The 21,470-nt window shown below is 59.8% G+C and carries 20 protein-coding genes; 14 read left to right on the top strand and 6 right to left on the bottom strand.

The features are described 5' to 3' along the window. Positions 1–378 precede the first annotated feature (378 nt). Both NW851_RS05785 and NW851_RS05780 read right to left on the bottom strand, forming a co-directional pair. Positions 379–1,128: a YebC/PmpR family DNA-binding transcriptional regulator gene (locus NW851_RS05785; RefSeq protein ID WP_414336113.1), complete on the bottom strand. Its 750-nt coding sequence runs from the start codon at positions 1,126–1,128 to the stop codon at positions 379–381. Between the two features lie 165 nt (positions 1,129–1,293). Continuing rightward, on the bottom strand, positions 1,294–2,004 hold the full coding sequence (locus NW851_RS05780; RefSeq protein WP_414336111.1) for a hypothetical protein: 711 nt from the start codon (positions 2,002–2,004) through the stop codon (positions 1,294–1,296). A 230-nt stretch (positions 2,005–2,234) separates the two neighbouring features. Between NW851_RS05780 and NW851_RS05775 the strand changes: the two genes are divergently transcribed. From NW851_RS05775 to NW851_RS05725, 11 genes are all read left to right on the top strand, one after another. Further along, positions 2,235–3,158, top strand: coding sequence for a fructosamine kinase family protein (locus tag NW851_RS05775; protein WP_414337274.1), 924 nt, complete (start codon positions 2,235–2,237; stop codon positions 3,156–3,158). A gap of 373 nt (positions 3,159–3,531) precedes the next feature. After that, positions 3,532–4,671 carry a cyclopropane fatty acyl phospholipid synthase gene (gene cfa / locus NW851_RS05770; RefSeq protein WP_414337273.1) on the top strand — a complete coding sequence of 380 codons (1,140 nt, stop codon included), beginning with the start codon at positions 3,532–3,534 and terminating at the stop codon, positions 4,669–4,671. A 151-nt stretch (positions 4,672–4,822) separates the two neighbouring features. Continuing rightward, complete coding sequence (locus NW851_RS05765; RefSeq protein ID WP_414337272.1) at positions 4,823–5,878, top strand: extracellular solute-binding protein; 1,056 nt, start codon at positions 4,823–4,825, stop codon at positions 5,876–5,878. Between the two features lie 41 nt (positions 5,879–5,919). After that, positions 5,920–6,771 carry an ABC transporter permease gene (locus NW851_RS05760; RefSeq protein ID WP_414337271.1) on the top strand — a complete coding sequence of 284 codons (852 nt, stop codon included), beginning with the start codon at positions 5,920–5,922 and terminating at the stop codon, positions 6,769–6,771. Further along, positions 6,768–7,571, top strand: a complete 804-nt coding sequence (locus NW851_RS05755; protein WP_414337270.1) for an ABC transporter permease — start codon at positions 6,768–6,770, stop codon at positions 7,569–7,571. Before NW851_RS05760 ends, NW851_RS05755 begins: the two co-directional genes overlap by 4 nt. Next, complete coding sequence (locus NW851_RS05750) at positions 7,568–8,635, top strand: ABC transporter ATP-binding protein (RefSeq protein ID WP_414337269.1); 1,068 nt, start codon at positions 7,568–7,570, stop codon at positions 8,633–8,635. The genes NW851_RS05755 and NW851_RS05750 overlap by 4 nt, the downstream gene beginning before the upstream one ends. 187 nt (positions 8,636–8,822) lie before the next feature. Then, positions 8,823–9,581 (top strand): GntR family transcriptional regulator, encoded by a 759-nt coding sequence (locus tag NW851_RS05745; protein ID WP_414337268.1) that lies wholly within the window; start codon positions 8,823–8,825, stop codon positions 9,579–9,581. A gap of 101 nt (positions 9,582–9,682) precedes the next feature. Further along, entirely contained in the window at positions 9,683–10,126 is a 444-nt protein-coding gene (locus NW851_RS05740; protein ID WP_414335853.1) for a SufE family protein, read from the top strand. A 13-nt stretch (positions 10,127–10,139) separates the two neighbouring features. Next, complete coding sequence (locus NW851_RS05735) at positions 10,140–11,231, top strand: metal ABC transporter solute-binding protein, Zn/Mn family (RefSeq protein ID WP_414337267.1); 1,092 nt, start codon at positions 10,140–10,142, stop codon at positions 11,229–11,231. Then, positions 11,228–12,004, top strand: coding sequence for a metal ABC transporter ATP-binding protein (locus tag NW851_RS05730; RefSeq protein ID WP_414337266.1), 777 nt, complete (start codon positions 11,228–11,230; stop codon positions 12,002–12,004). Before NW851_RS05735 ends, NW851_RS05730 begins: the two co-directional genes overlap by 4 nt. Before the next feature lie 9 nt (positions 12,005–12,013). Beyond that, positions 12,014–12,850 (top strand): metal ABC transporter permease, encoded by an 837-nt coding sequence (locus NW851_RS05725; protein WP_414337265.1) that lies wholly within the window; start codon positions 12,014–12,016, stop codon positions 12,848–12,850. Here NW851_RS05725 and NW851_RS05720 read toward each other — a convergent pair. Continuing rightward, entirely contained in the window at positions 12,847–13,602 is a 756-nt protein-coding gene (locus NW851_RS05720) for a hypothetical protein (RefSeq protein WP_414335861.1), read from the bottom strand. The two genes, NW851_RS05725 and NW851_RS05720, sit on opposite strands and share 4 nt — an antisense overlap. Positions 13,603–13,968: 366 nt before the next feature. Between NW851_RS05720 and NW851_RS05715 the strand changes: the two genes are divergently transcribed. Continuing rightward, positions 13,969–14,787, top strand: a complete 819-nt coding sequence (locus NW851_RS05715) for a DUF1350 family protein (protein WP_414335863.1) — start codon at positions 13,969–13,971, stop codon at positions 14,785–14,787. Here NW851_RS05715 and NW851_RS05710 read toward each other — a convergent pair. After that, positions 14,784–15,194: a hypothetical protein gene (locus NW851_RS05710; protein WP_414335864.1), complete on the bottom strand. Its 411-nt coding sequence runs from the start codon at positions 15,192–15,194 to the stop codon at positions 14,784–14,786. The genes NW851_RS05715 and NW851_RS05710 overlap by 4 nt on opposite strands. A 208-nt stretch (positions 15,195–15,402) precedes the next feature. On the opposite strand from NW851_RS05710, the gene NW851_RS05705 reads away from it, so the two are divergent. Beyond that, positions 15,403–15,636 (top strand): hypothetical protein, encoded by a 234-nt coding sequence (locus NW851_RS05705; RefSeq protein WP_414337264.1) that lies wholly within the window; start codon positions 15,403–15,405, stop codon positions 15,634–15,636. Between the two features lie 206 nt (positions 15,637–15,842). Here the strand turns inward: NW851_RS05705 and NW851_RS05700 are convergent, their stop codons facing one another. Both NW851_RS05700 and ribD read right to left on the bottom strand, forming a co-directional pair. After that, positions 15,843–16,820, bottom strand: a complete 978-nt coding sequence (locus NW851_RS05700) for a hypothetical protein (protein WP_414337263.1) — start codon at positions 16,818–16,820, stop codon at positions 15,843–15,845. A gap of 354 nt (positions 16,821–17,174) precedes the next feature. Beyond that, on the bottom strand, positions 17,175–18,275 hold the full coding sequence (gene ribD, locus NW851_RS05695) for a bifunctional diaminohydroxyphosphoribosylaminopyrimidine deaminase/5-amino-6-(5-phosphoribosylamino)uracil reductase RibD (protein ID WP_414337279.1): 1,101 nt from the start codon (positions 18,273–18,275) through the stop codon (positions 17,175–17,177). A 243-nt stretch (positions 18,276–18,518) separates the two neighbouring features. Here ribD and ppc point away from each other — a divergent pair, with 243 nt between their 5' ends. Continuing rightward, positions 18,519–21,455 carry a phosphoenolpyruvate carboxylase gene (gene ppc, locus NW851_RS05690; protein WP_414337262.1) on the top strand — a complete coding sequence of 979 codons (2,937 nt, stop codon included), beginning with the start codon at positions 18,519–18,521 and terminating at the stop codon, positions 21,453–21,455. Positions 21,456–21,470: the final 15 nt, after the last annotated feature.

Genomic DNA, 21,470 nt, shown 5'->3' with positions numbered 1-21,470 from the left:
AGGGCAGGGTGAGGGATCAATTTGTAGTCCATTTAGCACAAGGTCAGTTACCCAATAGCGATGTTGCCCTCACCCCCAGCCCCTCTCCCAAGGAGCGAGGGGGAGAAGACTCAGAACCCTCTCCCTCTGGGAGAGGGCAGGGTGAGGGATCAATTTGTAGTCCATTTAGCACAAGGTCAGTTACCCAATAGCGATGTTGCCCTCACCCCCGACCCCTCTCCCTCAGGGATGACCCTCACCCCCGACCCCTCTCCCTCAGGGAGAGGGGAGTTAGAGCGTTGTGTAGCAATAACGACTTAGAGAAACGTTTTGTTTGTAGGTGTGGCCGGCAATGCAGCTCTGATGAGAGTTTCCTGTCGCTTCAATAGAAGGGTGTCCTCAGGCTAGGCTTTCCATCACCGCCTCGTCAATCTCGAAATTGGCGTAGACATTTTGCACATCGTCCAGGCTATCCAGACGTTCCATCAAGGTGAGCACCAGCTTGGCGGTGTCGGGATCCCCCACCTGAACCTCATTGGATGGGATCCAGCGGATGGCGGCATCTTGCACTTGGCAGCCCTCTTTTTTCAGATACGTGGCCACCTGCTCGAGCAAGGAGTAGTCGCAGTATACTTCTGCGCTGGTTCCCTCCACCTTGAGGTCATCGCCCCCTGCTTCTGCCACCGCCAGCAACAGGGCTTCGGGATCCGCCACGTTCTCCAGGCTGATCACCCCTCGCTGTCGGAACATCCAGCTCACACAGCCGGCTTCTCCCAAGCTGCCGCCGGTTTTGTTGAAAGCTTCTCGCACCTCGGCAGCCGTGCGGTTGCGGTTGTCGGTCATCGCCTCGATCAACACCGCTACCCCGCCGGGGCCATAGCCCTCGTAGCGAACTTCTTCCAGGGGGCTGTCATCGCTCCAGTTGCCGGCTCCCTTGGCGATGGCCCGTTCGATGTTCTCGCTGGGCATCCCCGCCGCTTTGGCTTTCTCCACCGCCGCCCGCAACTGAAAATTCCCATCCGGATCTGGCAAGCCGCTGCGAGCCGCCACGATAATGGCCCGCGAAAGTTTGGTAAATAGGCTGCCCTTTTTGGCATCTACACGGGCCTTTTGCCGTTTAATGTTGGCCCATTTGCTGTGTCCTGCCATGCCGCCGACACCGATCCAGTCAAGCCATCAACCGAGGGGATCCCTCCTAATTTTGAAGCCTAGATCACGGCGACCCAGGACTCAACCCCACCCCAGCTCCAACGGCAACAGACTGAGGGCAAAAATGGTGGGATCCCCAGAGGGCATTTAAAGCGAGCAACCCCCTCAAGGCCGAATGGGCTGCCGTTCGATCACACCCCCCGGCGGCGGTGGAGCGGCTGGGGTTTCTTCAGGGGTAGGCGTTGCCACAGGAGCTGGGGGCAGAGGGGGCACAGCCTCTCCGGGTACAGGCCCAGGTGCGGGCGTGGGGGTTGGGGATGGAGTGAGAAAAGGCGTCACCTGGGGCAGCAGCTCGGCGTAGAAAATCGCGTCTTGCTCTGGCCCCAAGCGACCCACTTGCCAACGGTGACGGGGAACAAACATCGTTTGCAACAGCACTTCTCGGCCAACAAAAGCGGGAGTTCCCGAAAAGACATAGCCATCGACGATGACCCGATTGAGATCGGGCCGAGTTTGAAACACCCGATCCACCTCCCGCCGCATCTCAGCATCCAGCCGCCCCAGCAGAGTTTCCAGAGTATCTTCAGGGCCAATCGGCACCCGCACCGCAAAGCGATAGCCTTCGCAGCGATAGTCGCCACAGATCTTGACCAGCTCGTTACGCACCCGGATTTGCGCCCCAGGATCGATGTTGCGCTCCAGCACAAAGACTTCCTCTTGCGGTTGCTGCTCGACCGGTTGAGCCCAAGTTGGCGGTTGACTTGTCCATCCTGCCCAAGCCAGGGATCCGAAAAACAAGCCAAGGCTCCAACCCAGACTGCCCTGCTGAGCGCGGGGTGAAAAGGCGGGATCGCGATCCGGGTTCGGGCTATTCATAAGCGTTAACCGACATCAGGATGGCTATCGCCAACTCTACCCGACATTGGCCCAGCAGGCACTAGGCAAGGAGAAAAATCAGTTTCAAGATCAATTCAAGATCAAAATGAGAGCAGGCGAACGGCGTCCTGGTCAGCAACGGATGGGCTGTGGCGGAGAGTCTGAGGCAAGCTATGGAGAATATGTCAATTAAGTACCTGTTTTCCCCCAACAACTAACTTTTGCTGTTGATGCAAACTCTTTGGCAAGCCATTGCCCAGCACCTTTCGCAAGCGACAGGGGATCCCATCCAGCCCCTGCGGTATCGTCCTGTGGGCGGGGGCAGCATCAACGCCACCTATCGGTTTTCCTGCGCTCCCCAAAACCCTCTTACAGAAGGGTCGAGAGACTACTTCGTCAAATTGGCCCGTGGGGGAGAGAGGGCGCTGGAGATGTTTGCGGCAGAAGCGGCGGGCTTGCAAACCCTGGCGGCTGCCCACGCCATTCGGGTGCCTCGACCCATTGTTTGGGGATCCGTAGGAAGCCAAGCCTACTTGGTGCTGGAGTACCTGGAGCTAACCTCGCCCCGTCCCCACACGGCCAGTCTCTTGGGATCCCAGTTGGCCCAGTTGCATCGCACCTTGTCTCCCAACGGGAGCTATGGCTGGGATCGCGACAATACCATCGGCTCCACGCCGCAAATCAACAGTTGGCGGCCAAACTGGCCGGACTTTTATCGGGAACAGCGGCTGCTCTACCAAGTCAAGCTGGCCTGCCAACGGGGATACCGCGGCTCGTGGGTGGCCCAAGCCGAACGGGTGATGGCGAAGCTGGAAGCGTTTTTTCAGGACTATAGGCCGGAACCCGCTCTGCTACATGGAGATCTGTGGGGGGGCAACTACGGGGCCTTGGCCGATGGATCCCCCGTGATCTTCGACCCAGCCGTCTACTACGGGGATCGGGAGACAGATCTGGCGATGACAGAGCTGTTCGGCGGTTTTCCGCCGGCGTTCTATCAGGCTTATCAGCAGGCCTATCCCTTGAACGAGGGGTATCCCCACCGCAAGCCTCTCTACCAGCTCTACCACTGGCTCAACCATCTCAACTTGTTCGGAGAGGGCTACCTGGGCTCGGTGCAGCGCGCCCTGCAGCAATGCCTGCACTTTCTCGAATAGGGTCAGTTATAGTCAGGTGTATGGTGCTTGTAGGTATAGAATTTATTTCCTCGCACTTGTAATCCAATTGCACTCGATTCCGGAAAAAGTTTAACTTTAAAGCCATCCTTTTCTAGAGTTGGCACCTGCTGGAATGTACGGCGTGTTTGGGCAAAACCCACACCACCCCGCCAGTAAAGCTCTTATCAAAATAAGTTTTCCCTCTGGTGCTGTATCCCTGACTTTGGCACCAACAACAGAAGCTAGAAGCCGATAGGCAGAAATGTCCTGAGCTGCTGCCAAGTGACAGGATGAAGAAGCTGCGGTTTAATAGCTGAGCAATACATTGCTGGTTGCGCTCACCAGGCTTGCCTATAGCAAGGGGTTCCTGGAGATGAGGAAAAGCCTTAGCATCTGGCATTGGCTGGCCCGCCGATATGGGCTTAGGCTCTTGAGTGCTGCCGATATAGCCGTCAATGGCTCGCGGCCCTGGGATCTGCAAGTCCGCGACGAGCGGCTCTACCTGCGCTGCCTGCTCTATGGATCCCTGGGCTTTGGCGAGGCCTACCTGGAGGGCTGGTGGGATTGTGAGGCTATTGACGAGTTGGTTTGTCGTCTCCTCACCGGTCAGGCAGTGGAGCAAGTGGGCTGGCCGGTTCGGCTCCTGCTTGCCTTGGACAGTCGCCTCATCAACCGCCAGCGGGGTAAGGGAGCGTTTGTGGTTGGCCAGCGCCACTACGACCTTGGCCATGACCTCTACGAGGCCATGCTGGATCGCCGCCTGATCTATAGCTGTGCCTATTGGGATGGGGGGGCACAAACCCTCGACGAAGCCCAGGAAGCCAAGCTGGATCTCATTGCCCGCAAGCTAGATCTCCAGCCCGGCATGCGCGTGCTCGACATCGGCTGTGGCTGGGGAGGCACGGCACAGTACCTGGCCGAGCGCTATGGGGTGCAGGTGGTGGGCATCACCGTCTCGCAAGAGCAGGCCAAGCTGGCCAGCGAACGCTGCCGCGGCCTACCGGTAGAGATCCGGCTGGAAGACTATCGCCAGACGCAAGGAAAGTTTGATCGGATCCTTTCTGTTGGCATGTTTGAGCATGTGGGCTACCGCAACTACCGAACGTTCATGCGGGTAGCCCGTCGCCTTCTCAAAGACGATGGCTTGTTTCTTCTCCACACCATCGGCGCCAACGTTGCCTACCAGGGGCGGGATCCGTGGATTGAGCGCTACATTTTTCCCAACTCGATGCTGCCCTCACCTGGCCTCATCACGGCGGCCTTTGAAGGTCTGTTTGTGCTGGAAGACTGGCACAACTTTGGGACTAACTACGTGACCACCTTAAAAGCCTGGCACACCAATTTTGAGCGGGCATGGCCCCAACTGGCTGGTCGCTACGACGAGCGCTTCCGCCGCATGTGGCGGCTTTACCTGCTGATGAGCGCCGGCAGCTTCAAGGCCCGAGCCAGCCAGCTTTGGCAACTGGTTCTCTCACCTCGAGGAGTGAGTGGTGGCTATCGCTCGGCGCGGTAGCGACACGGAAAGATCTCCCTTCCTGTTTCTCAGGATTCCCTTTCTCTTGAAGAGCCCTGTAGAGATGGGGCCGGCTCTTAACGTCAACTTAAATTTGGCCGTGTAGCCTGCTAATAAGCGCATACACTTATTCGCGCAAGGAGGTCGTCCCATGAAAAAGCTGGCTGAGCTTCCCCTGATCGGTCTCCCCATCGCCGCTGTGTTGACCACGTGGGCAGTGGTCACCTCGGCTCCTCCGGTAACGGGGGCGCCGACTGGCGGGCGCGCTGCCTTGGTGGTGGCCTACAACAGCCCGGAGAAATGGGCCAACTGGGGCGAGGTGCTCAAAACTTTCTCTGCTAAAACTGGCCTACAAGCTCCTTCGGATCCCAAAAACTCCGGCCAAACCCTGGCTGCCCTCAAGGCGGAAGCCGCGGCTCCTCAGGCGGATACGGCCTACTTTGGCATCGTGTTCGGCATTCAGGCTGCCGAAGCCGGGTTGCTGGAGCCCTACAAGCCGGCGGGATTTGCGGAGATCCCGGCAGGGCTCAAAGATCCCGAGGGCCGCTGGATGACGATCCATCAGGGTGCGGTAGCCTTCTTGGTCAACACCAAGGTGCTGGGCAACACTCCCATGCCCCAGTGCTGGGCTGACCTGACGAAGAACGAGTACAAGGGCAAGGTCGGTTTTCTGGATCCCACCCAGGCGGCCATCGGGTATTCGGTGGCCACGGCTGCCAACCTGGCCCTGGGAGGCACGCTGGAGAACTGGGATCCCGGCATCCAATACCTGGCTCAGCTCAAGGCCAATGACCTGCAGCTGCCGGCCCAGACGGCCACTGCCCTGGTTCAACAGGGCGAGATCCCCATTTTGATCGACGCCGATTTCAACGGCTACCAGCTCAAAAACAACGAAAACGCCCCCGTTGAAGTCGTCATCCCCTGCGAGGGATCCCTGGCCATCCCCTATGTCATCGGCCTGGTCAAAGGGGCGCCCAACCCGCAAGGGGGTAAGCAGTTAATCGACTTCACCCTCTCGAACGAGGGGCAGGCTTTGTTTGCCAAGAGCTACCTGCGGCCCGTGCGGCAGGTGAGTGTGGATCCCGGTATTGCCGCCAAGATGCTTCCGGACAGCGCCTATGCAAAAGTGACTGTGCCCGATTTCGCGCAAATGCGCGCCGTGCAAGAGCAATTTAACGAACGCTGGAAAGCTGAGGTCATGCGGTGATCCCAGGCACGGGACTTCGCTCTCCTTTGAGGTTGGCGGCGATGGGGCCGCGGTGGCTGGCTGCACCGCTTGTTCTCCTCTACGCGCTGGGGCTGTTGATCCCGCTGGTTGTGCTGCTGCGCCAGAGCTTGCTGGAAGAGAACGGCGGGAGCCTGACGCTGGAGAACTACGGGGCGGTGGTTACCTCGGCTGCCTATCGCCGCGCCTTGCTCAACAGCATCTGGATTGCTCTTGCCTCTACGCTGCTGGCTTTGATCCTGTGCTTTCCCGTAGCCATCTACATCGAGCGCTCCGCCGATCCCCACCGCCATGCCCTGGCTGTGGCCTTGAGCATTCCTCTTAGCCTGCCGGGGATTGTCATCGGGTTCTTCGTCATCCTGTTTTTTGGGAGGACGGGCCTGGTGCCCCAGCTTTTTTTGCTGCTGACGGGCGAGCGGCAACTGAGCTTGGCTTACACCTTTGGGGGCATGCTGCTGGGGTATCTGTACTTTCAGATCCCGCGGGTTGTGTTGGTGTTGCGGGGGGCGGTGGCTGCCCTTCCTCAGGAGGTGATCGAGGTGAGCCGTACGTTGGGAGCGACACCTTTGCAGGTGTACTTGCACGTGCTGTTGCCGGCGCTCCTGCCGGCTTTGCTCGGCGCTGCCAGCGTCAGCTTGGCCACTGCCTTTGGGGCTTTTGGCACGGCGGCCACCCTCAGCCGTGGCTTTCGCGTCTTGCCGCTGGAGATCGCTGCTTCCTTCACAGAAAGCTTTCAGCCGGGACGGGCTGCCAGCTTGAGCATTGTCCTGACCTTGCTCACCACAGCCATTCTGGTGGGCCTGGGCCAGGTTGCCGAGCAGGCCCTGCAGCCACAGCGCCCCGCAGCGGGATCATCTAGGGGGCCGCGGCCATGAAGCCCTTGTTTCCCCGGTCGCAAGGGGATCCCGTCCTGGCCATTGGGCGGGGGTTTACCTGGGCGGCGGCGATCTTGTGCCTGGCGCCCCTGCCCTTGCTGCTGCTGGTGGCTACCACAGCCAACTGGCCGCTGGGGGTTTGGGCCGGCGGGATCACCGGCAAGTGGCTGCAGGAGGGATGGGAAACGGTGCGACCCTATGCTTTTTTCAGCCTGCGGCTGGCGGGCCTTGTGCTGGGGATCAACCTGGCCGTCGGCCTGCCGGCAGCTTGGCTAATAGCGCGGCGGCGCTTTGTGGGTCGGCAGGTTCTGATGGCCCTGATCAATCTGCCGCTGGCCATTCCCGGCATCGCCATTGCCCTGGCCTTGATCCTGGCCTACCCGGCAGCTCGCGCCAGCGGGATCCTTCTCCTGCTCGGCCAGGTGATCTACACGTTGCCGTTTCTGGTGGCCACGCTGGTGCCGGCTCTGGCCCAAGGGGCATTGCTGGAGCAAGAGGCGGTGGCCCGCACCCTGGGCGCCACTTTCCTGCAACGCTTATGGCATGTAACGCTCCCCTCGATCCGCAGCGCCCTGTTGGCCGCTTTGCTCCTGGTCTTCACCCTCTCCATGGGAGAGTTCAACGTCTCTTTCTTTCTCTTCACCCCTCTCAACAAAACGTTGCCCATCGAGCTGTATTCTGCCTACATCACCAATCGGGTGGAGGTGGCAGCGGCCATGACTGCCCTTTTTCTTCTCTTCGTCGTGCCCGCTGCCATTGCCATCGAGCGACTGGGCGGTAGCAAGGTAGGACAAGCATGACCACCCCTGCTTCTGTCGTCTTTGACCGGATTGCCTACGCCTACATCCCCGGACGCCTAGTGGTCGAAGACATTAGCCTGCAGGTGCCGGCGGGAGAAATTGTGGTGTTGGTTGGCCCCAGCGGCTGTGGCAAAAGCACTCTGCTGCGCTTGGTGGCCGGCCTGCTGATCCCCGCCGAAGGCCGCCTTCTCATCGACGGCGCCGACACAAGCTCCCTGGGGCCAGAGAAGCGCTTGGTGGGCTGGGTGCCCCAAAGCTATGCCCTGTTCGAGCATCTCAACGTTCGCGACAACGTGGCTTTTGGATTGCGCATGCGGCGGATCCCCAGGCCTGTCATCTGCCGGAGGGTCACCGAGATGCTGGAGCTCTGCCGCATTGCCGAGCTGGCCGATCGTCCAGTTACCCAGCTTTCTGGGGGTCAGCGGCAGCGGGTGGCCATTGCCCGGGCTCTGGCCGTGTCGCCGCGGGTGCTGTTGCTGGACGAGCCGCTGGCGGCTTTGGATCCGCAACTGCGGGCGGCCATCCGGGCCGACCTGCAAGCCCTGTTGCGGGCCAGTGGGGTCACCACCCTGTTTGTTACCCACGACCAAGAAGAGGCCCTGGCCATTGCCGACCGGGTGGCGGTGCTGCAGGCGGGCAAGCTGGAGCAATTCGGGACGCCCCAGGAGCTCTGGCAAGCCCCGGCCAGCGCTTTTGTGGCTCAGTTTTTCGGGGGGGCAGCGGTGTTTTCTGCCCAACGTCTTGGACCTGGCCGCGTACGCCTTGCCCCCGGAGTAGAGGCGAACATTCCCTGGCAGTGCGATGGCCAGGTGGTGCAGGTAGCAGTTCGCAGCGGGGATCTGGAGCTTTTGCCCGAAGTTGGCCAATCGATGGAGGCAGGGCAGTTCGTGCCCACAGCCGTTGAGTTCGGAGGCGATGTCTTTAAGATCGCCGGGGAATTGATAGGCGCAGGCAAAGTCACGCTTCTGCACGACCGACCGGTTATCCTGGGGCAAAGCTACCCCGTTCGGGCCAAGCCAGGCCGCGTCCTCTCTGTCATTGGCCGGCCTTGCCACCGCCACTAGGGGATCCCACCTTTGCCGGCAGCCAACTTCAACTCCCCCCGCTTTTGTCGTATGCTTTCCAGAGTTGAAGCAGGCCGCGGGATCCCTGCCGGATAGTGCATAACCTTACAGCCTCTCCTAACTTTGTTCAGCCACTTTCCAATAGCAAGCCTGCGCGCTCACCAGGGATCAACCAGCAGGAGCACAGATGGCTACAGGAAATGACGGCACCCCGGCCAAAGGGCGGCCTGGTAGGCGTTGGGCCAAATCAGCCGACCTGCTGGCTCAAGGCAAGCTCAAACTCCGACCGGCCAAGGGCGGGCAAGGGCCGCAGGAGGTGGTGTACAGCAAGCTGCGGGAGATGATCTTGAGCAGCAAGCTGCAGCCGGGCGAGTGGCTGCGCCAGGAGCAGTTGGCCTCTCTTTTCGGCGTCAGCCGTACCCCTGTCCGCGAGGCTCTGCGCATGTTGAGCCAGGAACACCTGGTTGAGTTTGTTCCCAACTATGGGGTGCGGGTGGTGCCCCTCAGTTGGGAGGAATTTGAAGAGCTCTATGCCATGCGCATCGGGCTGGAAGGGCTGGCGGCGCGTCTGGCTGCGGAGCGAGCTACGCCCTCGGACGTGGGTGAGCTGCAACAACTCCTGGCTGCCATTGCCACGCTGGCCGAGGACGAGGATTTGTGGACCTATCTGCGCCAAGAGTGGCACTTTCGTCTGCGATGTTACGCCATCACCGGTCGGGAACAGTTGATCCAGCGAATCCGGAATCTGCGCGAGCACGCCGAGCGCTACCTGCGGCTGGCCTACCACGTGGAAGGCAAGATGCAGGAGTCGCTGGAGTTTCACCGCCGGCTCCTGAAGGCCATCGCTGCCCACGACGGCGCCGCTGCCGAACAGATTAACCAAGAAGCACTGCGCTGGACCCTGGCCAATGCCGGCCCCATTGTGCGCGCCAGCCAAGCTATATAGGGATCCCCCCATCGCCACACCTAGTGCTTCTCCTCGGCAGGCTCTGAGGCGGCGTGCTACGATGACTTTTGATTATCATTCTCATTCAGGCAAGTGGGTTGATGCCCGAAGCTCTGCGGCAGATTGTGGGTCGCTTTCAAAAGGCCAGAACTTCTCGTCAGAAGTACGAGCTGCTGCTGGCCTATGCCAAGCGCCTGCCCCCTTTCCCCAATTCCCAGCGCACAGAGGAGAATCTCGTGCGGGGTTGTGCTTCGCGGGTGTGGCTGGCCACCGAGTTAAGGGACGGCAAGGTCTACATCCAGGGAGATGCCGATGCCCAGTTGGTCAAGGGCTTGGTGGCCATTTTGGTGGAGGGGTTGAGCGGCCTAGCGCCAGAGGAAATTTTGGGGGTTTCCCTGGAGTTTGTGCGGGAGATGGGCCTCAACTTCAGCCTTAGCCCTTCCCGCAGCAACGGCCTGGTGAGTATGTTTTCGCTGCTGCAGCAGCGGGCCTTGGCTTTCCAGGAGTCAGGCGCTTCCGACGCTGCTGTCTCTGTTGTCTTGTGAGGTATTAGGACTCATGGCTAATAACTCTCTGCGTTCGGCCCGACCCGTGCGATCGCTGGTCTCGCTGGTGGCGGCCCTCTCGGTCGGGATCCTGGGCAGCTTGCAGATGCGCCAAGAAGAGTCCCGGGCCCAACGGGGATCCACCCCTCCGCAGGTGGTGACCACAATCCTGCCGATAACGCAATTTACCCGCGCCGTGGCCGGGGAGCGGGCCGAGGTGAAACCCCTGATCCCTCCCCAGATGGGGCCCCACGACTTTCAGGCTCGACCCGAGGATGCGCGCCTGCTGTCCCAGGCGGATGTGCTGGTGATCAACGGGTTGGGAATGGAGACCTTTTTGGAGGGATTGATTGCCAACGCCGGCAATCCGAAGCTGCGCATCATTGACAGCAGCCAAGGGATCCCGACTTTGCAGACCCAGGAGCCAGAGCATGGGCATTCCCACGGCCATGGCCATTCTCATGGTCACGGCCACAGTCATGGACACTCTTATGGGCACAGCCACGGCGAGTTGAACCCCCACATCTGGCTGGATCCCAGGCGGGCCATTCAGCAGGTGGAAAACATCCGCGATGGCCTCATTGCTGTCGATCCAGAAGGGGCAGAGACTTACCGCGCCAATGCCGCTGCCTTTATCGAGCAACTGGAAGCTTTGGATAAAGAAATCGAGCAGAAATTAGCTCCCTTCGCCGGCAGGAGCTTTGTGGTCTTCCACGACCTTGCCCCTTACTTTGCCGAGCGCTACAACCTCAAAGCGGACTTCCTGGTGGAGATCCCGGAAGCCAGCCCCTCTCCGGAAGATGTGCGCCGGGTGATGGAGACGGTGCGGCAGTCGGGCCTAAAGACAATCCTGGTGGAGCCACAAGTGGGGAAGGACAACCCCTTTGAGGTCTTGGCCCGGGATCTGGGGGTACAAGTCCGCGTGTTCGATCCCTTGGAAACGGCTGGCCCAGAGGGGATCGAGCCGGAGTACTACCTAACCATCCTGCGGCAGAACGTGGAAAACCTGGTCTCCGCCTTCGAGAAAGAGAAGGCCTGGGTTCCCCTGCAGTTGCCCTTGGTGGGTCAGACTGCTCTCGAACACCTGCTGGCGAGGGGGCGATGAGCTTCCATTCTGGCGAGGTTGTCCTGCGGGTGGAGGGGCTGACGGTCTATCGGGGATCCCACTTGGCCGTGCAGAACGTGTCGTTTGCGCTAGAGGCGGGATCCCATACGGCCATTGTTGGCCCCAACGGCGCCGGCAAGAGCACCTTGGTGCAGGCCATCTTGGGCATCCTGCCGCGGCAGTGTGGCTCGGTTTACATCCTAGGGGAGCCGCTGCGTCTGTCGGGGTATTTGCCCCAGAAAGTGCGGCAGCAGATTGCCTACGTGCCGCAGCGCTTGCACTTCAACCCCGCCATTCCCCTGACGGTGGCGGAGTTTGTCGCCCTGGGCTGGGGATCCCTTAGGCCCCGCTGGCCCTGGCAGCAGCGAGCTGCTCGGCAGGAGGCCGTCCAGAAAGCCTTGCAACGGGCCGAGGCTCTGCACCTGGCCTCTAAGCCCCTGGGTCAACTGAGCGGCGGCGAGCTCAAACGGGTGTTGTTGGCCTATTGTCTAGTCTGGCCGCGGCGGCTGCTGGTGCTGGACGAGGCCCCCGCTGGTCTAGATAGCCTCAGCGAAGGGGAATTCTATCGGCTATTGGAAGAGCTGCGCCGCTCCCTGGGCTGGGCCATCCTGCAGGTCTCCCACGACCTAGAGATGGTGTCCCGCTACTGTGACCGCGTGCTGTGCCTCAACCGCTCCCTGATTTGTCAGGGATCCCCTGAGGCGGCCCTGGCGCCGGAGATGCTCAGCCGCGTCTACGGCCCCGCGTTTGCCCGCTACATCCACCACCACTGAGGAGGGGCAATGCCGGAGACCTGGGCGCAGGTGGTGGAATGGCTGCAGTTGCCCTTCATGCAGCGGGCTCTCCTAGGCGGCATCCTGACGGGGGTGACGGGGGGGCTTTTGGGCAGTTTTGCCATCTTTCGGCAGTTGGCGTTTTTTAGTGATGCCTTGGGGCATTCGGCGCTGCTGGGTATTGTCCTGGGAGTGGCCCTGGGGCTGGATCCCACAGCGGTGCTGATGGTGTTTGGGGTAGTGTTTGCCCTGGGGGTGACTTTTGTCCTGGAACGCACCCAGCTTTCGGCAGATGCGGTGCTAAACATCATCTACTCCTCCTCCTTGGCCCTGGCCATCATTGGCCTCAGCCTGATCCCTGGCTACCGCGGCAACCTTAACCAGTTGCTATTTGGGGATATTCTCGGCATCAGCCTGCCGGCCTTGTGGATGAGCGGCCTGCTCCTGCTCTTGGCCCTGGGGTACATTGGGCTGACCTTGCCTGCCCAGATGCTGCTCACCCTGGATGAGTCGCTGGCGCGGGCGCGGGGGGTAGAGGGGGGCTGGCAGCGGTTGGCCTTTGTGGTGCTGCTGGCTTTGGTGGTGGCCCTGTCGATCCGCTCGGTGGGGGTGCTATTGGTGAGCGCTTTTGTGGTGATCCCCGCTTCGACGGCGCGGCTTTTGGCATCCGGCTTTACAACCTATGTGCTGCTGGCCATGGGCTTAGGGGGCTTGAGTGCGGTGTTGGGGATCCTCCTCTCGGCTGCCTTCAACCTGCCCTCCGGCCCCAGCATTGTGGCCACCCAGTTGCTGTTTTTTCTCCTGGCTATGGCGCTCAAGGGGGCGCCGCAACTGCTGCGGCTCTAGCTGTCGGCCATCCCAAAAGTTCTTTCTGGCAGAAGCTGGCCGAACAGGCGGCGGTAGCTCTCCGGGAAAACCTGGCCCATGAGGGTGGGCTGCTCGTAAACCCGCTTCAGGGTGTTGAGATCCCGTTTGGTGATGGTGGGCACCCGCAGCAGGCGGCGATTGCCGGTAGCCGCTGCATGGTGGCCGCCGTACATCAGATCCCGCGGGTCGGGGCTATGGCCCCACAGCCCCAGCCCATGGCCGATCTCGTGCCGGGCCACCGCCGTCACTTCTGCCAACCCCTGGCCTTCGGCAATGACGATGCGCACCCGCTGTTGCAAAGCTCCATTTGAGGCGAAGAAAAACTCAGGTCGGGCCGCCCCCACTACCCCGCCGCCGAGGGGGGGAACGCGATAAATGCTCATCCCGTAGAGGGCCTCTTCCTCTTTGGCCACCACCCGCATCGGGATATAAGCAGACCACTCCTTCACCGCCTGCTCCACAAAGGTTTTCCACTGGGGGTGATCCCCTTGGATGTAGACCGGGATCGGGTAGAAGGCCCACTGGGCGTAAACGCCGCCCGGCAGCAGCGGGTCGATCTCCTCAAAGTAATCTCCCGCCGACTTATCGTAGGTGTAGCGGGCCAGGCCAGGGGGCAGTCGTAGGCGTACCGGTTGTGGCAGTTCTCCGGCTTGGGCCTGGAGAGCCTCTATGTCAAAAAGATGCAGAACCGGCAGGGATGCTCTGCCCCCTACTGCCAGGGCGAAAAGCATTGCCCAGCCGACGATGCAAAGCTGTAGAACGCGCCGATGGATCAAAGCCGACTTCTACCTATCTCCCTACCAGGTTAGTGGCTCGGCGGGCAGGCGTCGATTTTCAACTGCGAAGTCTGCATCACGATCCCCCACGACACCCCACCCTAGGCGTGCTGGAACTTCAACCTGAGGCAGGACGGAGCTTTGCTTGCTACATCGGAAGTCCGCCTGGGGATCCCCATGTTTGGGCAGAATATCCATTAGCATGAGTTCCAGGGGCTGGCCAAACGGGACGCGAGGAAGCGCGCGAAGTGGCAAAATCGGACTGCCGGGCGCCGGGTTGTGGGGAGAGCCCCAACAAAATCGCAGGTGAGGTCGCAAACCATGGCACCGACTTGGCAGACAGATGGGCACACTTGGTTTCTTCTGCCCGCTCAACCCCGTGCCGTAATTCACTTTCTGGGCGGAGCGTTTGTGGGAGCTGCCCCGCAAGTGTTCTACAGCCGCCTGCTCGAAGAACTGGCCCGCATGGGCATGGCCATTGTGGCTACCCCCTACAGCACCGATATCGATCACGCTCAACTGGCTCTCAATGCAGCCCAATCTTTGCACAGAAGCCTGCAAAGCAAAAATTTGCTAGGTCTACCCCTGTTTGGCTTGGGCCATAGCCTGGGCTGTAAGTTGCAGATCCTCTCTTGTCTGGCCATGGGATCCCAGCGGCGAGGCAATATTTTCCTGGCCTACAGCAACGCCGGGCTGGATCGGGCTCTGCCCTTGCTGCGGCTGTTGGCTCAAGCTTGGCCTCAACAACAACTGTCCGATCTGTGGCGGATGTGGATGGGATCCTCTTCGCCGCCTGTGAACCTGTGGTTGGAGTTCGAGCCTTCTCCGGCAGAAACCAATCGCTTAATCGAGGAGCAGTATCCGGTCAGCAACAACCTGCTCGTGGAATTTCGCCACGATGATATCGACGATGTTCCTCTGCTTTACCAACAGCTTTGCCGCAAGTATCGAAGTTACACAGAATGGCAACACTTGGAAGGGGATCACCTAACTCCGCTGGGTTTTAGCTACCCTTTCCCAGTTGGGGAAGAATTCAGCCCCATCGATGCTTTTGGACAGTTGATTTACCAAAGCTGGCTGGCCCCCAACCACCAGATGATCCGCAGCATTCAAGCCTGGCTATCCACCCACCTCGCCTAGTCAAGCCAGCTCAGATCGGAAAGCAGATCCAGATCTTGAGAGTGGGAAAAGGAGGAGTGCGCCTGGAGATGAAACAACATCTGTAGGGTGTCGCTCATGAGAAAGTAACAGGTCAAGACGCCACCGGCAGCCGCGGCCACCAGTGTCCCGGCCAACATGCGCGAGAACTCCTGACTCTGAAAAGCCTGCTCCATCAGGCGCAGGGCCCAGAATCCCAACAGGACAACAATAGCAAGGATGATCAACATATCGTAATCTATCGTAACAAGTCTGCTGCCCAACGGCCATTGGCAAAGTTGAATAAGAATATAAAGAACCTGGTTGCCCCTCATGCTCGATGACTCGGCGTCGGTGTGCAGAAGTGCCTGGATCTGTAGTCCTTTCCGGTTGGCCTTGTTGCGGGCCATGAGCACAAAAGGGATCCCGCCGGCGAGATCGCAGATCACCGACCGGTATCGTCTGGCTCCTCTGGGCCGGCAGTTGCTGCAAGATCTGGAGAGGAGTGAAGCGAGGATCTCCGCAAGCTGGGCAGAACAGGCTGACCTGCTGGCGACTGCTCTCCTGAGGATCCCCTACACTGGAGCTAATTTTCGATGGTCGCCCTGGAGGTGAGATGTGTTACGGCCAAAGTTGAGGCGTGTGCCCGGATCCCTGGCACTTCAACGTTCTCTTCAAGCTTCTTTGCAACAGCGCAGCCGGGCGATCAACCGTCGCCGCACACTGCTCTACCGCAGAACTCGCTTGCTCCACCGACGCAACTTGCCCCTTTACCTGCGCAACTTGCTGTTGCAGTACCGCACCAGCTTTATCTACAACCTCAAAGCCAGGCCCGTGATCAGAACTCGCTAGAGAATGTCGAGCTATCTTTTCACTCTCAGCGCAATAGTCTTCACAGCGCGAAAAATAGGCAGATGGCGATGGACATCGCCCTACCGGAAAAGCCTGGATTTATAGTCAAAAATTGTTCTCTGTAAGCCTTATCTCCCCCTTCCTTCTAAGAGAGAGGCTGGGCTCCCTCCGAGAGAAAAGAGTTGGAAGTGGGAGCCAAGCTAAGGCTACCGAATTGTGAAGCGGCCAACTCCTATCTTCTCGCCGTTGACCTGAACCTCGACACGGTAGCGCCCGGTGTAGGGTTGGCTGAAGCTGAGAAAGCCTTGCACCGTGTCGGCCAAGGGATCCCAGGGAAAATCAAACTTGCGGATCAGTTGCTCGCCCCCGGCTTCTCCGCCCTCGTAGTACCAAAGCATCTCCACCTGGGCGTTGGCAGGGAGGCTGCCCACCGGCAAGATGGCCCAGACTAGGGTATCGGTGGTCTTGAACTCGGTTGTGACCTCGCCAGGGCTGCCGTCTGCCCGACCTCGGTGCAGGCTGATCACGCTTGTCCCCGCCTCGTTTGGGGCCTTCTGGCTGTAGGCGCGGGCATCCGCTTGCGCTTCCTGCAGCAAGTGCAGCCACCAGCGGGCGATCTGACGCTCTAGGGTTGGGGCCTTTGAAGCCGGGGAGGGAGGTTTGGAAGCGGCAGCGGTGAGGTTTTGGATGGGAAAGCCCCGAGCCGTCCCCACCTCGCTGCCCAGCAAGTTGAGCCAGCGACTCCGGATTTCGGGTGTCATCTCTGGCTTGGCGGCGTAGGCAATGCGCACAGGCCCGTCTGGGCCTTGGGTGATGCGGCCAGTCTCATGCTCTTGGATCCCGGCAGCCTGCCCACGACAGCCGGCGCTACGGAACTCGTAGAGAACATCTTCTTCGCTCTCCCAATGAAACTCCCAAGTCATTTGGAGACAGTTGGCCAAGAGGTCATCCCGAAGGCGGTTGGCCACCAAGCGCGGCGATCCCTCGACATGAATGTCCATGACGGAGAGCATTTCACTCCAAGAGGACAAGCTCTCTCCAGGCCGTGTAAGAAGGGTTAGAGTAAGCCCTTCCAGGACTTGATGATCGGCGAAAACCCACTCCCCCAATCCTTCAATGAGGACATTTCCTGAGAGGCTGAGGTAAGGCGAGGTAAAGAGCAGGCCGGCAAAAAGGTTTAACATGATGGTTCTCCCTACCAAGATTTGTACTGGGAAAGTCCCCAATCAGCTCGCCGGCTGAAAAAGAACTGGACAAAGAAGCTAGAGTCTTCGTCATTACCTTTCACAAGGTTCACCTCAGGAGAATCTTGACAGATCCCTACAGCTTGATTTTGCTGGCCTTACCGAAAGATCCTTATGACCCCCTAGAATATCGGCCAGCATAGCACAGTTGAGCTCAATTCTGAAACCTACTTTGCAAGAATGCTGTATTTTTCTGATCAGTATATTCATTTACATTGAACAGATATCAGTCTGTTCGTTCAGACACTTAAAACCCTCCAGATAGCCCTCGCGAATTTGTCAACAATCGATCTCTTAGTCATCGGGGCTAGAAGAGGGGATCTTCCCGGTGATCAGCCAGTTATCCCCCACAGTCTGCAGTTGCGGCTCCAGCAGTTGCCAGCTCTGGTTAACGTCAGGGATCCCTTCTCCTCCTACGGGGGTTGGGGCGTCGGCCCCGCCCAAGATCTTGGGAGCGATGAAGGCGGCCACTTTCTGGATGGCCCCATCTTTGAGGGCTGCCCAGGCCAGGGTGCCGCCGCATTCCCAGAGGGCGCTCAGACAGCCTCGCTCGAAGAGGGCCTGTGCTGTCTGGGCCGGGGTTACTTGATCCAGGTGCAGCAGCTCCACCCCTTGCTTGGCCAGGGATCCCCAGAGGGAATGGGTCTCTGGGGCTTCGGTGATCACCAAAGTTGGTGCTTCTTCCACCTGCCAGAGGTGGGCCACGGGGGGTAGGTTTAGGGAGCGGCTGAGAACCACCCGCAGGGGCTGGGATCCCTGAAAATCCGGCAGGCGGCAGGTGAGGCGGGGGTTGTCGTGCCAGACGGTTTTGGATCCCACAATGACTGCATCGTGCCAGGCCCGCTGGCGGTGAACCCACTCTCGCGCCAGAGGGTTGCTAATCCACTGGCTGTGGCCGGTGGCGGCGGCGCTCTTGCCGTCTAGGGTCATGGCGTATTTGAGCAGGCCAAAACACCGTTTCTGCACAATGGCGAAGGCAAAGCCCTCGTTGAGCTCTTGGCACTCCTGCTCCAGCACCCCTACTGTTACCTCAACCCCGGCCTCCTGCAGGCGGCGGATCCCTTTGCCGGCCACCAGGGGATTGGGATCCTGCATTCCCACCACCACCCGCCGGATCCCAGCCGCCAGAATGGCCTCGGTGCAGGGGGGGGTACGCCCATAGTGGTTACAGGGCTCCAGGTTGACGTAGAGGGTGGCGCCCCTGGCCAGGGATCCCGCCTGTTGCAGAGCCAACACCTCTGCGTGGGGCTGGCCGGCCCCTGGATGAACGCCTTCTCCCACCACCTGCTCCCCCTGCAGGATCACGCAGGCCACCCGCGGATTGGGAGAGGGGCGCTGCAATGTGGAACGGGCCAGGGACAAACACCGCTCCATCCATTGCCGATCCGAGGTCATAAAATGGGCGTCCAGTCCAGGGGGCTGAAGCTGGCTATAGAGCTGCCAGTTGACGGTCAAAAGCTACGATAGATGCTCTAAATTCTAGCTCGGCTACCTGACGTCAAGAGGTGGGTATCGATCCAGATACGGGCAAGAAGTTGCCCCCGCCAATTCACAACCTCCTGACCGTGATACCTGCTACATCTTGGGTTTCGACAAACAGGCTCTAATATTGGGATGGTTGTTCTAGGAGCTGCCTTCATGACCTCTTCCCCCCACCTGACCGCTGCAGAGTGGGCAGCGGCTTCTGCCAACGGGCTGAAGGAGGCTGCCCTGCTTGGGGAACGCGATCCCTTGGCCCATCCCCTCCAAATCAACGAAGCCTTCAACCACAGGAACAACCTGTTAAACCGTCGCCTGCAACTGGTGGAAGAACTCTGGGAAGCCGTAATCCTGCAGGAGTGCGGGCAGTCTCTGGTGGAGCTGTTGCAGCGGCTGCGTTCCATGTGTTCCCCAGAAGGACAAGCCCTGGAGTACCCGATCCCAGAGGTGCTGCAAATTATCGAGCATCTCAGCCTCGATGCCACCATTCAAACGGCGCGCGCCTTTGCCCTGTTTTTCCAGTTGATCAACATTGTTGAACAGCACTACGAACGGGCCGAAGACTCCGACATGCGCATGGTGGACAGCCAGCAGCGCACGGTGCGGGAAAACGAAAAATTTGAACGGTTGTTCCCTTACCTGCGGGCTCAAGGAGTGCCGCCAGGCCTACTGCGCCGACTGCTGGAGCAGTTGCACATTCGCATGGTGTTCACCGCCCACCCCACCGAGATCGTCCGCCACACCATCCGGGAAAAGCAACGGGCCTTCTCTCGCCTGCTCAGCCAACTGGATTGGGCAGAACAGACTCAGCCTTTGCAGGCCCAGATGTTGAAAGAACAGATGGCGGAAGAGGTTTTGCTTTGGTGGCGCACCGACGAGTTGCATCAGTCCAAACCGACCGTTCTGAACGAAGTCGATTACACCTTGCACTATTTTGAAGAGGTTTTGTTTCAGGCTATCCCGCTGCTGCACGAATACCTCAGCCGCAGCTTGAAAAAAGCGTTTCCCGGCGTTGAGCCGCCGCCGGCAGGATTTTGCAACTTCGGCTCGTGGGTGGGCGGGGATCGGGATGGCAATCCTTCCGTCACCGCCGATGTTACCTGGCAAACGGCCCGCTACCAGCGCAACCTGATTTTGGGCAAGTACATCGAATCGGTGAAGGCGCTCACCAAAACCCTGAGCGTCTCTTTGCACTGGGGGGATGTGGACAGCCAACTGCTGGATGCCCTCGAGCAAGATCACCGCCTCATGCCGGAGGTTTACGAATCGTTTTCGCTGCAGTATCGCCAAGAGCCCTACCGTCTCAAGCTCAGTTATATGCAGCGGCGGCTGGAGTTGACGCGGGAGCGCAACCGCAACTTGGCCGACTCCGCCTGTCTGCCCGCCCCTCCCCCTGTGGACAACGCCTACGCCAATGCGGAAGAATTTCTGGCCGACTTGCAGCTTATCCAGCAAAGTTTGAAAAACAGTGGCCTTTCTTGCCGCCAGTTGGATCACCTCATCCAACAGGTGCAGGTGTTTGGCTTTCACCTGGCCCACCTGGATATCCGCCAAGACAGCAGCTACCACGAGGCCGCTCTCACCGAGATCTTTGAGTACTTGCGCATTTTGCCGCGGCCCTATAGCCAGATGACGGAAGAGGAAAAAACGGCTTTTCTTCTGCAGGAGCTGCAGACCCGTCGGCCCCTCATCCCCCTGGAGAGCCCTTTTTCCGAGAAAACGGCGGAGCTGATCGCCACCTTTCGCACCCTGCGCCGTCTGCAGCAGGAATTTGGCCTGGCCATCTGCCAAACTTATGTGATCAGCATGAGCCGCCAGTTGAGCGATCTGCTGGAAGTTTTGTTGATGGCCAAGGAGGTGGGCCTTTACGATCCCATCAGCGGGCGCGGATCCCTGGCAGTGGTGCCGCTGTTTGAGACTGTTGAAGACCTAAAGCGAGCGCCAGAGGTGCTGCGGCAGTTGTTGGAGATCCCTTTCTACCGCCAGTACTTAGCTCAGCAAGAAGACTTACAGGAGGTGATGCTGGGCTACTCGGATAGCAACAAGGATGCTGGCTTTCTAAGCAGCAACTGGGAGATTTACAAAGCCCAGCAGCGGCTGCAGGCGGTGGCCGAGTCCTATGGTGTGAAGTTGCAGATCTTCCATGGCCGGGGCGGCTCGGTGGGGCGCGGGGGAGGGCCGGCCTACGAGGCGATTTTGGCCCAGCCGGGGCGCAGCGTGGGAGGCCGCATCAAGATTACCGAGCAGGGAGAGGTGTTGGCTTCCAAGTATTCCCTCCAAGATCTGGCCATTTTTAACCTGGAAACCGTTACCAGCGCTGTGATCCAGGCCAGCCTGCTGCGCACCTACCCCAACGACCTGCACGAGTGGTCGCGCTTGATGGAATCCTTGGCAGAGCGCTCCCGCCAGGTGTACCGCAACCTGGTCTACGAGCAGGAGGGTTTTGTGGAGTTTTTCCATGAGGTTACCCCCATAGAAGAGATCGGCCAACTGCAGATCAGCTCCCGTCCTGCTCGCCGCAGCGGTGGCTCGAAAGATATTGGATCCCTGCGGGCTATTCCTTGGGTATTCAGTTGGACGCAGAGCCGCTTTCTCTTGCCGGCCTGGTATGGGGTCGGCACCGCCCTACAAGAATACGTGGCTAAGGGCGAGCACAACCTCAACCACCTGCAGCACCTCTACCGCGAGTGGCCCTTCTTCCGCATGGTGATCTCCAAAGTGGAGATGACTCTGGCCAAGGTGGATCTGCAAATAGCGCGTCACTACGTGCGGGAGATGAGCTCTCCAGAACGTTTGCAGCGGGCGATGGAGCTGTTTGAGTGCATTGCCCAAGAAATGTACCGCACGCGCACAATGGTGCTACAGATTACGGGTCACAGGGAACTGTTGGAGAACGATCCCTACTTGAAGCGCTCGGTGCAGTTGCGCAACCGCTCGATTGTGCCCTTGGGCTTTATTCAGGTCTCTCTCCTCAAGCGCCTGCGAGAGCACCAAGGAGCCCGCGCCGGGCGCACGCGCTACAACCGCGCTGAACTCCTGCGCGGAGCCATGCTCACCATCAACGGCATTGCCGCCGGAATGCGCAACACGGGCTGAACCCCTCAAACGCCG

The sequence above is a fragment of the Synechococcus sp. H55.7 genome (assembly GCF_047462395.1).
Classification (GTDB): domain Bacteria; phylum Cyanobacteriota; class Cyanobacteriia; order Thermostichales; family Thermostichaceae; genus Thermostichus.
Note: the sequence above shows the minus strand (reverse complement) of the source record. Positions and strands in the feature narration are given on the sequence as shown.